Genomic DNA, 13,828 nt, shown 5'->3' with positions numbered 1-13,828 from the left:
AGTATCTTTGTTACAGCTTGCCAACTTTCACCTCATTATATTTCATCATGTAAATTCCTTCTTCATACTGATTAATTACATTAGAGTTAATTATGTTGTCTATATTATTAATAATCATTTCAGGTACATTTACACCACTCTCATATGCATGAGGATAACCTCCTCCAAAACGAGGGTTAACTTCTGAAATATAATACTCGTTATTAACTTCAAATATATCAATATCAATTATACCTTTGAAGTTAACCTTATTAAGGAATTCTTTAATTAATTTTAAAAGTTTTTCTTCTTTAAAGGATACAGCCTTATCTGTCTCTCCAGCTCTCATTTTAATTTTTTCTTTTACAAATATCGCTACAGGATCCTTTGAAATCATATCAATGTAAACATCCGCTCCATACTCTGTACCGTGCATATATTCTTGTATTAATAAATTATCAAATCTGTTAAAAAGAAACTCAATCTCCTCTTTTGAATGAACCTTGTTTATATTAATACTAGCACTGCCCTTTCTAGGTTTAACAAATACGGGATAATTAATTTCTCCAGATTCAACATCCATATAAAATATTTCTTTATTTACATAACTTTTCATTGTATTAAAATTATTGTCAATTAAGAAACTAAACATTTTATATTTATCAAAGCAAAGTTCAATAGTATCAAAGTCTGATACAATAGGCATAGTACCTATGTCTAAGAAATCTTGTTGATATTTAGATAAAATACTTAATTCAGGATCAATTAATGATAATACTGCCTTTACCTTATTTTCTTTGCAAATAGAAAGAACACTCTCTAAATAACCATCATCATTTATACTAGGTACAATAAAATGTTTATCAGCTTCATACAAAGCAGGTGCTAAGTTGCTACAATCTGTAGCTATAACGAGTCCACGAGTTCCTAATGTCTCTTTAAAATACTGGATAACTTTGTTTCGTGTACCACAGCTTAAAATTAATATATTTAAATTATTTTGCATTATTGGGCCCCCACAGTTTATCTTTTTATTAAAGTTTTAAATTATTGGATGAATTTTTCCATCAAGATTAAATCTCTATATTCTCCCTTGATAAAGCGTTCATCTTTATACACCCCTACCTGCTCATAATTTAAAGATGTCCACATATGTATAGCCTGTTTATTATCAGCTACCACATTCAATTTGATTTTCCTTAAATTTAGATATTCATTGGCAAATTTTTCAATCAACCCACTTGCCTCCGTACCGTACCCTTGACCCTTGGTTCTTAAATTACCAATATATATCCCAATTTCACAGTTACGATTAATCCAGTTTATGGAGTACAATCCTATTAGTCCTACAGGAATACCATCGTGTTTGCAAATCATAAATCTCTTATTATTACCAGACATATCTATCATGGCATCCATCCATTTATCCTGCTCATCTATAGAAGTAGGAGAAAATCCCCCCCCCAAATATTTGTATGTTTCCTCGCTATTCTTCCATTCATTCAAAAGTTGAATATCACTCTTTAAAATTGGTCGAAGATGAATATTTTTTCCTTTAATCATTGTCTCACCACTTTTATAATATTGAACAAAGTACCTATTACTATGCTTTTTTTTGATTATTTTTCACCTGTTGTTCCCTATAAATATTCTCTGGCTTAAACAGTTTATAAAATGTTTTTAGTAAAATCTTAATATCTAAATAAAAATTGAAGCTTTGAATGTATTTATTATCTATCTTTATACGTTCATCCCAACTAACAGAATTTCTCACGTAGACTTGGGCTAGACCTGTTACCCCTGGACGCATATTAAAGCGGTTTTTAGCCCAGTCTGGATAGTCATTGATTCCTTTATAGGGAAAATAAGTTACTGGAGGGCGTGGACCGACTAAACTCATATCTCCCTTCAAAACATTAAATAATTGAGGTAGCTCATCAAAACTAGTAAATCTCAAAATTTTACCAATTTTAGTAATTCTGTTATCTGTAGAAGTATTTATGGATAGACCATCACCCAATTGTTCTGCTCCCACTACCATTGTTCTGAATTTAAAGATCACAAAAGTTTTTCCATATAACCCGATGCGTTCTTGCTTAAATAGGACAGGACCTTTTGAAGTTAATTTTATTAATAAAGCTATAATTATAAAAATCGGTGAAATTATTATTACCCCTACACCACTGCAAAAAATATCTATTAACCTTTTTATAAATAAATTAGTTTTTTTCATTAACTAGTCCACAATCCTTTAATAACTTTTATTACTTTTCTTAAATCCTCATTATTCATCTTAGTATCACTTGGTAAACACACACCATTTGCAAATAGTTCTTCTGAAACACCTTTACCAATAAAATCATACTTTTCAAAGAACGGTTGCATATGCATTGGTTTCCATACAGGTCTTGATTCAACATTTTCTTTTTCTAAAGCTTCCATTATATCAAGGGGTCTTACGTTCCCCGTTAAAATGATACTACTCAGCCAATAGTTAGGAGCATCCCAATCATTGCTAGGCATAAACCCTATTCCTTCGAGACCCTCTAACTCTTTTTTATAGTAAGCAAAAATTTCTCGTTTCTTTTCAACTCTTTGTTCTAACACTTTTAGCTGTCCTCGTCCAATTCCAGCTACAACATTACTCATACGGTAGTTGAAACCCAGTTCACTATGTTGATAATGAATCGCTTGATCACGACTCTGTGTAGCCCAAAATCGAGCCTTTGAAATCTTTTCTTCATTGTTAGAAACAAGCATTCCCCCACCAGAAGTAGTGATAATTTTATTTCCATTAAAAGAAAAAATACCATATTCACCAAAAGTTCCTGTGTGTTGTCCTTTATAGTATGTTCCTAAACTTTCGGCTGCATCTTCAATTAACGCAACATTATGTTTCTTACAAAGCTCTGTAATTTTATCCATATCAGCTGATAATCCATATAGATGGACAACAATAACAGCTTTAACATTAGGGTATTTTGCAAAAGCTTCCTCTAGTGCTTCCGGACACATATTCCAGGTTTTGTAGTCACTATCTATAAAAACTGGTGTAGCATTTTGATAGATAATAGGGTTAGCTGTAGCAGAAAAAGTAAGTGTAGGACAAAAAACAATGTCCCTTTCACCTACTCCTGCCGCTTTCAAAGCTAAATGAATAGCAGCTGTTCCAGAAGATAGGGCTGCTGCAGCTTTAGACCCAACCTTGTCTGCTAACTCTCTTTCAAATCCGTTTACATTTTCTCCAAGAGGAGCAATCCAGTTTGTATCAAAAGCTTCCTTAACATATTCCATTTCATAACCCTCATCACTCATATGTGGTGATGATAGAAAAATTCTATCTCCCATTTCTTTAAACTTCCTTCCCAGTAATCTATATTTATTTCTCTAGCATGTTAGTTTGCATTTCTTACTAGTACACCTTCACGATCATTCGCCAAACTTAACACATACTCTCTTGTATACTCTGTATCGTAAACTTCATAATTATTAACCAGCGTCGTAACCCGGGAAAAATCCACTTCTAACGATTTCCCAATAAAAATCTTAGGGAAAATCGCCTCATCGTGTACTTCATCTTTCCCTAAAAGCTCTTCGTACATTTTCTCCCCAGGTCGAATTCCTGCATATTTAATCCCAATCTCTTCTTCCGTATATCCTGAAAGTTCAATCAGGTTTTTCGCTAGGTCCACAATTTTAACAGGCTCACCCATATCTAATACAAAAATTTCTCCTCCATGGGCAAGCGTTCCAGCTTGCATAACCAGTCTAGAAGCCTCTGGGATGGTCATAAAATATCTAGTCATATCAGGATGAGTAACTGTAAGAGGGCCGCCTGTTTGAATTTGCTTTTTGAATAAGGGAATTACACTACCTCGGCTCCCTAAAACATTTCCAAAACGAACAGCTACAAACTTTGTCTGACTATGCTTATTTAATTCTTGAATTACCATTTCTGCAATTCGTTTAGTAGAGCCCATGACATTTGTAGGGTTAACTGCTTTATCGGACGAAATCAGTACAAAGTTACGGACCGAAAATGTATCAGCTGCCTCTGCTACATTCTTTGTACCAATTACATTATTTTTCACTGCTTCTTTAGGATTATATTCCATTAAAGGGACATGCTTATGAGCTGCAGCATGATAAACTACATCCGGTTTATATGTATCCATTACTTCAAAGATACGATCTCTATCTTGAACATCGGCTATAACAGGAAAAATTTCAATAGTAGTTTGATACTTCTGACGTAACTCCATATCGATGGTGTAAATACTATTTTCTCCATGACCTAATAAAATAATTTTTCTAGGATTAAACTTACAAATTTGGCGACAGATCTCAGAGCCTATAGAACCTCCAGCGCCCGTTACTAAAACAGCTTTACCCCCAATTGTTTCTAAAATGCCTGCATGATCAAGCTCAACAGGCTCTCTTCCTAGTAAATCTTCAACTTTTACGTCTTTAAATTGATTAACAGATACTTTTCCTAGCATAATGTCTTCAATTTTAGGCATACTTTGTGTTTTAGCTTGAGTTTTTGCGCATTCGTTATATATTTCTTTTAACTCACTTGTCTTTAAAGATGGGATAGCAATAATAATATAATGAACGTTAAACCGTTTAACCGCATCTTGTATGACTTCTTTTCCACCTAACACGGGTAATCCCATAATCTCTAATTTGTGTTTTTTTACATCATCATCTATAAAAGCTACAGGGTAAAGCTTACTTTCATGATTGGTTTTTAATTGCCTTGCTATCATGGTACCTGCTGATCCTGCACCTATAATAAGTGTACGTTTGTAATCGGCTATGTTTTGCTTTTTAAAATATGTGTTTCGGAAGATAATCCATACATAGCGAGAGCCACCTATTAATAAAATATGTAGCAGCCATGCAATAAACAACGTTCTAAAATAAATGTCTTGGAAAAATGCTAGTTGTATAATAGCAGTAACTACAACGGAGAATGTTACAGATTTAAAAATAGCCCACAGTTCACCAATACTTGCATATGACCAAGCCTTTTTATAAAGATGAAATACATTGGCTAAGACATGATGTGCTATAAATAAGCTGACAGAACTAACAAGCAATGTTTTCGTAGTAAAAATTTCAAAATAAGGATGTAAAATAAAATAACTAACGTATACAGACCCTAATACAATAATGGAATCTAGCAGCATTAAAAGAGACATTCTCTTTTTATAATCCAAGTTCTATCACCTTTCTTACTTCATATTTTTAAATTAACGGTTTCTTATCTCCTAAGATTTAGTTTGTTAACATTCGCTAAATCCTCCTTTCTTGCTCTAATAGTTTGATTGAGTAATTTTTGTATATACATTAACTGTTCAAGCGTTGAATCCTGTTTAATATACCTAACTGTCTTTTTTACACTTTTCGGCAAACTATCAAATTCGTTCATATCTCCCTGATCACTTCTTTCAAAAAACAATTTATACACATTTAATAGACAAGTATGTACAATACTTGTCTATTAAATGTGTATAATAAATAGGGCATCAAACCCTTCCTCACACCGCGCTATTGACAACTCTAGTGTCTAAGGTGATATTGCTTTTTTCACCCACAGCGTAGCCGAGTACCTCCCTTGTTAATGGTAAGGAGATATCACCATTTCTTTGTTTAATTATTCTCAATAAAATTGTGTCTAATATTCAAATCTTATTTACTAGTCTTATTTTCACTATAAATGTTATAAACACTAACAATCGTTACTTTAGTCTTGAATCAAAAATAATACTATCATAACAAATTCTTCTTGGATATGAGTGTTTTTGTCTTTTTTTGTCGAATTAACAATTATATGCATAAAATGTCATAATTACTCCTTGAAAAGTGGTTTTCTTGTCATTAATTGTTTCTTGTACACTTCTTTGTATTTAGTTACTTTGATCCCCTAAATTTTACATAGAAATAATAATTAAGTTCATATATATTTTTTTACAATTATCGGAAAGTTAGATTCCACTTCTTGCAATTGCATTTAAATTTCTTTATGATTATTTTTATGATTTTAAAAAATTCAGGAAAAGAGTTTCCCATTATGCTAAAACGTATTCTTTTAATCTTTTTAATTCTATCTATTTCAAAGTTCTCTCATACTCCGCACTTGCTAGTCACCGATCCGTCTACTTGGACAAACTCTTCTGTATGGGATCACAACGCAACACTTTGGTCTATATTAAGACCTGGAAGTGAATTCTATACGTCTTATACATATGGATTTGACTTAGAGTTTATTTTGCGTAAAATCGCTCACCTTTCATTTTTCGGATTTCTTGGTTTGCTTTTTTACTGGAATTTCAAAAAACAAAAGTATCGCTATTTAAAAGCGTGGTGCTGTCTGGCTGCCTTTGCATTTGTAGATGAGATTCATCAAGCTTTTATTATTGGACGAGACGGTCGTATTGTAGATGTAATGATTGATTCATCAGGAGCTGCCATTATGTTATTTCTATTGTTTTTATTGCAACGGAATAAACTGACAGCTAAATAGTTTGCAAGATAAAAAGCAGAAGAAACCCTTCTGCTTTTTATCTTATCCTCTTATACTTCAACACCAATTTCCTTCATGATTTTTGTCGTACTTCCTTCCAAGTTAAAACACTCCACGTATTGATTTAAAGAACGTTTGATTCGATTAATAACAAAGCGTTCTCCGTCAATATTGCATTGTCGTAAATTATGAAATAACGTTTGAATTTCAGCTTTTACTTCTTCATGGTTAAATGCATAGTGACCGGCAATATCTAAAATTTTATCAGTGAGCTCTTTTTGCTGGAGGATATCTTCGATTTCTAGCTCGCGCTGATCCCCTACCATCCATTTTCTCCATCTTTCACTTTTAATCGCTTGAAGCGTTAAGACGTATTCAACATTTGATTTGTGTTCGATGAGTCCATCTTGAGCGAGCTGTTCTTCTACTTTAGCTAATTCAATATACGCACGCGTTTCTTCCGTTCCAAACTGCGGAGCAACGTTTGTGGCAGTAATGCCAAGCGGCAAATGCTGCAGCAAAATATGATCGTCAATATAATCTCCGTTATGTTCTTTTAGACCTACTCCATACTGTTTGGCGATGCTTGCTAGCTCTTGAGCATTTTTAGAATTAAAGGTTCCTACATTTTCTGTCATTTTTACAAGCGTTCCTGTTTGACCTACGATAAAGGTTGGAGTAGGCAATTGTCGTTTTTCCAGCTCGCTGTTTAATGTTTGAATAAACGTTTCGTAGGTTTCTCTTGAAGTTAACCCCCCGTTTGTCTCTTCTGTTCCTACTTCGTAGCCAATTTCAGCTAACCCTAAGCGTTTTCGTTCACTTTCACAGTACTGAATTAATTCAATTGTACGACTCAGCACACTTTCCATTGGAACCACTTTTCCCATTTCATAAGGATCTTTTGTTGGATCAATATGAAGCAAATCAAACCCGTTAATCAAATCCTCTAAGTATGACTGCTTACCTAACTGCATCGCCAGCTCTTCTTCTAGATGATCATTTCTTTCATTGTCTCGCTGCCACGGGCCACCGTGATCTCGGCACGTGTAATACAAGCCGTCAAACCCTGTTTCAGCTGCTGTTTCAGCAATCGTTTGAGTAAACGTTCTTTGATTCCAGTTACACACGTAGCCTCCGCCTAGTTCTACTGCATCTACTTGGTTGCGGCTAGCGATAAATAATAGCGGAAAATCTTTTTCTTTTCCTAATTCAAAACAAGCTTTTAATAAAGTTTTAGACATTGGTCCAATTCCTAGAAGCGTAACTGCCTCCCCTTTGTCTTGCATGTTGAGCATTACTTTTACCACTTCATTAATGTTTATTTTTTGCATGATACTTCCTCCTTTTATGGTTAACACCCCTTTAAAATGGAACGAACAATATGTATACACATATTGTTCATTCGAGGGATTGCTATTGACTTTTAGACGCTGATGCTTTGTTGATCCATTGGTTCTTCTTCAGGCACTTCTTTTGTTACATCTTTCTTTAAAGCATTAACCATGACGGCTGTCACGACTGTTCCTGCTAAAATAGCTCCTATATACCAAAGCTTATGATCGACAACCAATAAAACTATTGGCCCTCCGTGTGGTGCATGGTCAGTTACTTTAGCAAGGGCGCCAATGACGGCTCCTGTGGCAGATCCTACCATGATAGAAGGCAGCACTCGAAAAGGATCGGCTGCGGCAAACGGAATGGCTCCTTCTGTAATCCCTATCATCCCCATGGCAAGAGCTGCTTTTCCCGCTTGTCTTTCTTGATCGTTGTATTTTTTCTTGCTTAATACTGTAGCCAGTCCTAAACCAAGAGGAGGAGTACAAATTGCTATTGCAATAATTCCCATAATGGTATACACGCCTTCTGCCATCATTCCAAAAGCAAACATGCAGGCTACTTTATTAATAGGACCTCCCATATCAAATGCAATCATGCATCCTAGAATAACCGCTAATAAAATTAAGCTTGACCCATTCATTTGTTTTAACGTTTCTGTCATAGCTGTCATAAAATACCCAATCGGCTTGGCTAACAAATAAATGTATCCTAAACCAATTACGAGTGAACTGGTAATCGGTATGATAAAAATAGGCATAATTGGCCGAAGCATAGTGGGCACTCGCCAGGTTTTTACCCACTGAACAAAACAGCCCGCTAAAAATCCTAAAACAATTGCTCCGAGAAATCCTGCTTTTACTTCACTGTCACCAATCGGTGTGTTAGCGATGTAGCCAACAATCATCCCCGGTACAAGGCCGGGCTTACCCGCAATCGAGTAAGCGATATAGCCTGCTAAAACCGGAACCATCATTGTGAATCCCGCTGTACCAATACTTAAGATGTTATTCATTAAAGGGTTGGTGACTTCCATTCCATTTTCTCCAGGTGTTCCTGTAGCTAACGCAGCTGCTATGCAAATGCCGCCCACTACAACCGCTGGAATCATGTAGGAAACACCCGTCATTAAATGATTTTTTAGGATTTTAAAAAACTCTTTCATAGCACCACTCTCCCGCTTCCGTTTATACTTCTTGCGTCATAAGCTTTTCTGCTTGTTCCAACACTTTCTGAGGGTTGGAAATGGCTTCTGCTACTCCTACTTTTAATATCTTTTTGCCGGTAAATCTTTCTTCTCGTTCAATGGCGCAGCCTACAGCTAAAATAACAACGTCTGCCGATTCAATCTGTTTTTTCTTTAGTTCATTTTCAATGCCCATTGCTCCTTGCGTTTCAATCATCACTTTGTGTCCTAATTTCTTTCCAGCCTTTTCTAAAGCAGATTGAGCCATATATGTGTGTGCAATTCCTGTCGGACAAGCTGTAATTCCTACAATATTCATGTTTATTCCTCCTCAAATTTTATAGTGCTATTGCTTTAAGTGTTGAACATACTTCTCTTACGCCAGGAGCGTGAATTAACTCTTTTCGAAATTCTTCATCCATAAGCTCCCGGCTAATATTAGCTAAAATTTTCAAATGGACATCCCCGCTTTGAGCTAAAGGAACGCCTATTAAGAAAATCAGTTTTACTTCTTTATCATCGTCTTCATCCCATTCAACGTGCTCGCTTACTCTCCCAAATACAATGAATGGCTCGACTACTTGATCAGACTTTCCGTGCGGGATAGCGATTGAATATCCAATAGCGGTAGAGAACTCTTCCTCTCTTTTTAAGACGCTATCAATATACTTATCGATTGATTTGATTTTCCCAGACGAATAAGCTAAATGTCCGAGCTCTTTAATGATGTCTAATTTATCTTTGGATTTTAAATCAAGTGCTACTAAGCTTTCACTAATAACCATTATGTCCCCTCTCCCAACAGCGCCATTACTTCTTCTGCCGTTGTACATTCTGTTAATCTAGTAAGGGTATTCTCAGAATCAAAGATACTGTACAGATCTGTAAGTATATCTTTGACAACAATTTGTTCACCAAATTTTAATGCAAGCAGAAAGATAATTTTGACTTCTCCTTCTTCCCAGTCCAACGCATTTGAGCACGTGGCAATAATAATTTTAGAACGCTCTACGTACTGATCTTCTCCGTGAGGGATCGCTACTGAATTTCCTAGTGAAGTAGAAGCTATGTTTTCACGTTGAACAACTGATTGCTTAAAACTTTCCTTCACGTATCCTTTGCTTTGAAGCTGGTGACATAAGTAATCAATTAGCTGTTCTTTATCTGTAAAATTCACCTGAGGAAAAATCAACTGCGGATCTAGCATTTTAAATAAATTGGCACATGTTATACTTGCTTCTTTTTTCGAAAATGTATCTTCCCAAAAAAAGTTATTAATATTTTTAATGTCCACTTCACTTACGAGCGAAGAGATTGTAATGACCGGCTTCACTTCAATATGTAAAGGAACGGTTGAAATAATAAAATCAATGTTGCTTAAATCAAAGTGAGATAGCCTGCCTAAAGAGATAACTTCTGCTATTTCCAGCTGAGGAATAAGCCGCTTGATTCGATTTGCGATTAGCTGAGATGTGCCAATACCTCCGGGGCAGACGACAATTGCTCTTTTTAGCCCTACGCATCTTTCGATTGCTGCTTGAAAATGAAGCGTTACATATCCAATTTCATCTTCATTTACTTTTACATTCAATTTTCTTTCGATGATGGAACAAACAAGCCACGTCATGCCAAATGTTGCAGAATACTGATGCTTGATTTCTTCTAGAAGCGGGTTTTTGATGTTAATTTGATATTTTAAGCGGTTAATCATCGGTTTAATATGCATGAGCAGACCTGTGTACAGCTCTTTATCACCTTGCAGATTCAGATTCATTACCTTGGTCGAAGTTTGAACCATCTCGTCTACTAACTCTTTTAACGAACTATCCGCGTGGTTTACAAATAGTTCAACATTACTTGGTGAAATATCTTTTTCCATCCCGGAACATAATAAATACTGCTTTATATAGTGGATTTCATTTTCCGGGATACTGATATCGAAACATTCAGATATTTCTTCACTTACCTCTTTAGCAATGGTATACATTTTCAAAACGTAAGCCGTTTGATGATGCAACTCTGGCTCATTAACAGCTGCTATACGCTGATGAGAGCGAACACGCTTAATTAAAATTAAAATATGAGTGACTAAATTCAAAAAATACGTATGACTGATGCGATACTGAAGCTTTTTCTCAGCACGCTCAATGATGTGTTCTACTTGTGTGACTTCAAGGTCTTCAAACAAGTTGGATAGTCCAGAGAAAGTCGCGGCATCCAGTCTGCTGCTGGATTGAATATCGTAATCCTGCTGATAATTTAAATTTAGAAGTTCATTTGTAATACCTGCAATTGCTCTTCGGGTACTTTCTTCATTTCCTTTTACCCTTGTGCCTTCGTGGTTTTTTACTAAAAGTAAGCCGTAGGGCTTTAACCATTCTTTTACTTTCTCTAAGTCTTTTACAATCGATGTTTTACTTACCATAAATTCTTCTGATAACTTTTGAAGAGAAGTCGACTGATTTGCATATAACAGCTGCAGTATAATTTTCATCTTTCTTATTTTAGTTGATAGAGGATCAATTTCTTCTTTCTTTAGATCTAAATCATTTAACAGCATGAGTTTATAATCTGGTTTGGCCTTGATTTTAATTCCTACTCCAGGTTTTTTATGAAGAGTGGCGCTTCCTTTTGATAAATAGCCAGAAACTAGCTTTAAATCATTATGCACCGTTCGCTCTGAAACTTTCATTTTCTGAGAATAGAAATCAATCGTTTTGTACTCTTCTTCGCTAATGATTAATTGCAATAACTTCTTTTGTCGTGTTGTTAACATCTCCATTTCTACAAACCCCTTTTTTATAAATCATGGATTGTAACCTGTACTTATTTTTTTATTTTTTGTAAACGTTTTCTTGTTAGTTAAATCTTATCACCTTCTTTTGATAACGGGTATATCAATTCTTTGCAACTTCACTGTTGAAGAAAGAGCACAGAACTATGGTAGAGAGTACCTTATAGCTTAAATACGCCTACTTCATACAAAAAAACATGGAGCAAGCGCCCCATGCTTTTTCTCATATTTTAAATCTCGCAATCAATTCTTGCAGCTCCTCCGACATATTCGCTAAATCCATCGCGGATGAAGCAATTTCTTCCATAGAAGCAAGCTGTTCTTCCGTTGTAGCTGACACGTTTTGTGCACCCGCTGCTGCTTCTTCAGCGATACCGTTGACTTCGTGAATCGCCTGCTGGACTTCGAGCGTATCTTTAGCTAGATTATGAATAGCACTTCCGATTTGCTGAATTTGGTCCACTACATGCTGTACCGCTTCGTTAATTTGCATAAACGATGTACCCGCTTGTTCGACTACTGCTAGGCCTTCTTTTACTTCTTTGGTTGTGGTTGTCATCGACTGCAGCGTTCGAGCTGTTTCGCTTTGAATTAAGCTAACCAGATCTTTGATTTGACTAGCTGAGTTGGATGAGCCTTCTGCTAGTTTTCGTACTTCACTCGCCACAACGGCAAAACCTTTTCCGTGATCTCCTGCTCTTGCGGCTTCAATAGCTGCGTTCAAAGCAAGCAGATTTGTTTGATCCGCAATGGTTGTAATGACATCGTTAATTTGACTAATTTTAGCTGAGTGGTCGCTAAGTCCTTGAAAAACAGATGAGAGTTCAGTGACATTTTCGTTGATTGATTTCATTTGTTGGGCTGCTGTTTCAACGGTCGCTGTTCCGCTATTTGAAATCGCAGCCGTTTCGAGTGCTCGCTTGGTGATTTGCTCGACGTTGTCAACAACTTCTGATGTTTGGTTCGTAATGCGGTGAATAATGGTGGAGCTTTCTTGAATTTGATTCACTTGATGGTTAGATCCTGAGGCTAGTTTTTCAGTGATGCTTGAAATATGTTCAATCGCACTGTTGTTTTGTTCTGCGCTGGCGCTTAGTTCTTCTGAAGAAGCGGCAACCGTTGATGAAATGTTTCCAACGGACATAATCATTTCTTTTAATCCGCCAATCATTTTATTAAATGAAGCGGTAAGGGAGCCAATTTCATCGTTGGATTCGTAGGTGCCTTTCACTTGAAAATCCCCGTCTTTTGCTGTTTCCATGAGGTTTTTAATATTGTTTAACGGCTTTGTAATCATGCGTGCAATCAGAAGTCCAATCCCTATTGTAAGTAGGATGACCAACGCGCTGACGAGTAAAAGAGTCGTAACCGCTGATTTTACGCTTTGCTTATTTTTTTGGTAAATGCTTTTTGCTTCGTTATTATTTATCGTCTGAAGATCATCTAGCGTGTTGTTTATGGTTGTACGTAGGGGGACGATTTGTTTAGAAAAAACGTTATAGGCTTCGTCCCCTTTTTCATCTTGAGCAAGCTGTATGGCTTCACTTCTTGCTTGTGTTAAGTTACCTATATTTTCTTCGTATAGAGCCAGTTTTTCTTTTTCACTATCTAGCAAAAATGTCTTTTTATACTGTTCGATAAGCTTGTTATTTTCAGCTTCTTTTTCTTGAATTTCATCGAGACGCTTACGCTGATAGTTTTCATCTTTTGATAAAATCATTTCAAGCGTATTGGCATCAATCGCTCTGTTATTCGTACGAATTTGCCCTAACTGCCTGATTGGCTGCAGGCGGTCATTGTACATAGACTCCGAGCTGTCAGCAATTCGCTGTGTATACAAATAGCTGATCACGGCGACTGCAATAAGTGAAATTGTCGAAATTATAACCATTACTAGCAGCTTTCGGTAAATACTCAGATTTCGTAATGCCCCCATAACATTTCCCCTTTTCGCTGATGTATTCTTCTGCTTTCACTTTCACACTTCGTTATATCTATCGGTCAT

General features: G+C 35.9%; 12 protein-coding genes. 1 reads left to right on the top strand and 11 read right to left on the bottom strand.

Annotated elements, in window-relative coordinates:
* Positions 1-10 precede the first annotated feature (10 nt).
* Genes MKX72_RS05660 through MKX72_RS05640 form a run of 5 tightly spaced genes read right to left on the bottom strand, consistent with a single transcriptional unit; the run spans position 11 to position 5,201 of the window.
* Entirely contained in the window at positions 11-985 is a 975-nt protein-coding gene (locus MKX72_RS05660) for an ATP-grasp domain-containing protein (protein ID WP_155008355.1), read from the bottom strand.
* A 41-nt stretch (positions 986-1,026) separates the two neighbouring features.
* Positions 1,027-1,542 (bottom strand): GNAT family N-acetyltransferase, encoded by a 516-nt coding sequence (locus MKX72_RS05655; protein ID WP_155008356.1) that lies wholly within the window; start codon positions 1,540-1,542, stop codon positions 1,027-1,029.
* Between the two features lie 40 nt (positions 1,543-1,582).
* Positions 1,583-2,212 (bottom strand): sugar transferase, encoded by a 630-nt coding sequence (locus MKX72_RS05650; RefSeq protein WP_155008357.1) that lies wholly within the window; start codon positions 2,210-2,212, stop codon positions 1,583-1,585.
* Positions 2,212-3,327: a DegT/DnrJ/EryC1/StrS family aminotransferase gene (locus MKX72_RS05645; protein ID WP_155008358.1), complete on the bottom strand. Its 1,116-nt coding sequence runs from the start codon at positions 3,325-3,327 to the stop codon at positions 2,212-2,214. Before MKX72_RS05645 ends, MKX72_RS05650 begins: the two co-directional genes overlap by 1 nt.
* Positions 3,328-3,374: 47 nt before the next feature.
* A complete protein-coding gene (locus MKX72_RS05640) occupies positions 3,375-5,201 on the bottom strand; it encodes a nucleoside-diphosphate sugar epimerase/dehydratase (RefSeq protein WP_155008359.1) in 1,827 nt (608 codons plus the stop codon).
* An 854-nt stretch (positions 5,202-6,055) separates the two neighbouring features.
* Here MKX72_RS05640 and MKX72_RS05635 point away from each other — a divergent pair.
* Positions 6,056-6,508, top strand: coding sequence for a VanZ family protein (locus MKX72_RS05635; protein WP_155008360.1), 453 nt, complete (start codon positions 6,056-6,058; stop codon positions 6,506-6,508).
* Between the two features lie 50 nt (positions 6,509-6,558).
* Here MKX72_RS05635 and MKX72_RS05630 read toward each other — a convergent pair whose 3' ends face one another.
* The 6 genes from MKX72_RS05630 to MKX72_RS05605 all read right to left on the bottom strand — a co-directional run bounded on the left by MKX72_RS05630 (position 6,559) and on the right by MKX72_RS05605 (position 13,759).
* Complete coding sequence (locus MKX72_RS05630; protein WP_155008361.1) at positions 6,559-7,839, bottom strand: class II D-tagatose-bisphosphate aldolase non-catalytic subunit; 1,281 nt, start codon at positions 7,837-7,839, stop codon at positions 6,559-6,561.
* A 92-nt stretch (positions 7,840-7,931) separates the two neighbouring features.
* On the bottom strand, positions 7,932-9,008 hold the full coding sequence (locus tag MKX72_RS05625) for a PTS fructose transporter subunit IIC (protein ID WP_155008362.1): 1,077 nt from the start codon (positions 9,006-9,008) through the stop codon (positions 7,932-7,934).
* A 22-nt stretch (positions 9,009-9,030) separates the two neighbouring features.
* A complete protein-coding gene (locus tag MKX72_RS05620) occupies positions 9,031-9,348 on the bottom strand; it encodes a PTS fructose transporter subunit IIB (RefSeq protein ID WP_098627349.1) in 318 nt (105 codons plus the stop codon).
* A gap of 19 nt (positions 9,349-9,367) precedes the next feature.
* A complete protein-coding gene (locus MKX72_RS05615; RefSeq protein ID WP_155008363.1) occupies positions 9,368-9,814 on the bottom strand; it encodes a PTS sugar transporter subunit IIA in 447 nt (148 codons plus the stop codon).
* A complete protein-coding gene (locus MKX72_RS05610; protein WP_155008364.1) occupies positions 9,814-11,811 on the bottom strand; it encodes a BglG family transcription antiterminator in 1,998 nt (665 codons plus the stop codon). The genes MKX72_RS05615 and MKX72_RS05610 overlap by 1 nt, the downstream gene beginning before the upstream one ends.
* Positions 11,812-12,046: 235 nt before the next feature.
* Entirely contained in the window at positions 12,047-13,759 is a 1,713-nt protein-coding gene (locus MKX72_RS05605) for a methyl-accepting chemotaxis protein (RefSeq protein ID WP_155008365.1), read from the bottom strand.
* Positions 13,760-13,828 lie beyond the last annotated feature (69 nt).

It is taken from the genome of Priestia sp. FSL R5-0597, assembly GCF_038006305.1.
Classification (GTDB): Bacteria; Bacillota; Bacilli; order Bacillales; family Bacillaceae_H; genus Priestia; species Priestia zanthoxyli.
This window is presented reverse-complemented; position numbering and strand designations above follow the sequence as displayed.

What these genes read in the sequence shown, in the direction of transcription:
- MKX72_RS05630 (WP_155008361.1), bottom strand. Translation starts at nt 7,839, where the DNA reads ATGCAAAAAATAAACATTAATGAAGTGGTAAAAGTAATGCTCAACATG.
- MKX72_RS05645 (WP_155008358.1), bottom strand. Translation starts at nt 3,327, where the DNA reads ATGGGAGATAGAATTTTTCTATCATCACCACATATGAGTGATGAGGGT.
- MKX72_RS05635 (WP_155008360.1), top strand. Translation starts at nt 6,056, where the DNA reads ATGCTAAAACGTATTCTTTTAATCTTTTTAATTCTATCTATTTCAAAG.
- MKX72_RS05660 (WP_155008355.1), bottom strand. Translation starts at nt 985, where the DNA reads ATGCAAAATAATTTAAATATATTAATTTTAAGCTGTGGTACACGAAAC.
- MKX72_RS05605 (WP_155008365.1), bottom strand. Translation starts at nt 13,759, where the DNA reads ATGGGGGCATTACGAAATCTGAGTATTTACCGAAAGCTGCTAGTAATG.
- MKX72_RS05610 (WP_155008364.1), bottom strand. Translation starts at nt 11,811, where the DNA reads ATGGAGATGTTAACAACACGACAAAAGAAGTTATTGCAATTAATCATT.
- MKX72_RS05650 (WP_155008357.1), bottom strand. Translation starts at nt 2,212, where the DNA reads ATGAAAAAAACTAATTTATTTATAAAAAGGTTAATAGATATTTTTTGC.
- MKX72_RS05620 (WP_098627349.1), bottom strand. Translation starts at nt 9,348, where the DNA reads ATGAATATTGTAGGAATTACAGCTTGTCCGACAGGAATTGCACACACA.
- MKX72_RS05625 (WP_155008362.1), bottom strand. Translation starts at nt 9,008, where the DNA reads ATGAAAGAGTTTTTTAAAATCCTAAAAAATCATTTAATGACGGGTGTT.
- MKX72_RS05655 (WP_155008356.1), bottom strand. Translation starts at nt 1,542, where the DNA reads ATGATTAAAGGAAAAAATATTCATCTTCGACCAATTTTAAAGAGTGAT.
- MKX72_RS05615 (WP_155008363.1), bottom strand. Translation starts at nt 9,814, where the DNA reads ATGGTTATTAGTGAAAGCTTAGTAGCACTTGATTTAAAATCCAAAGAT.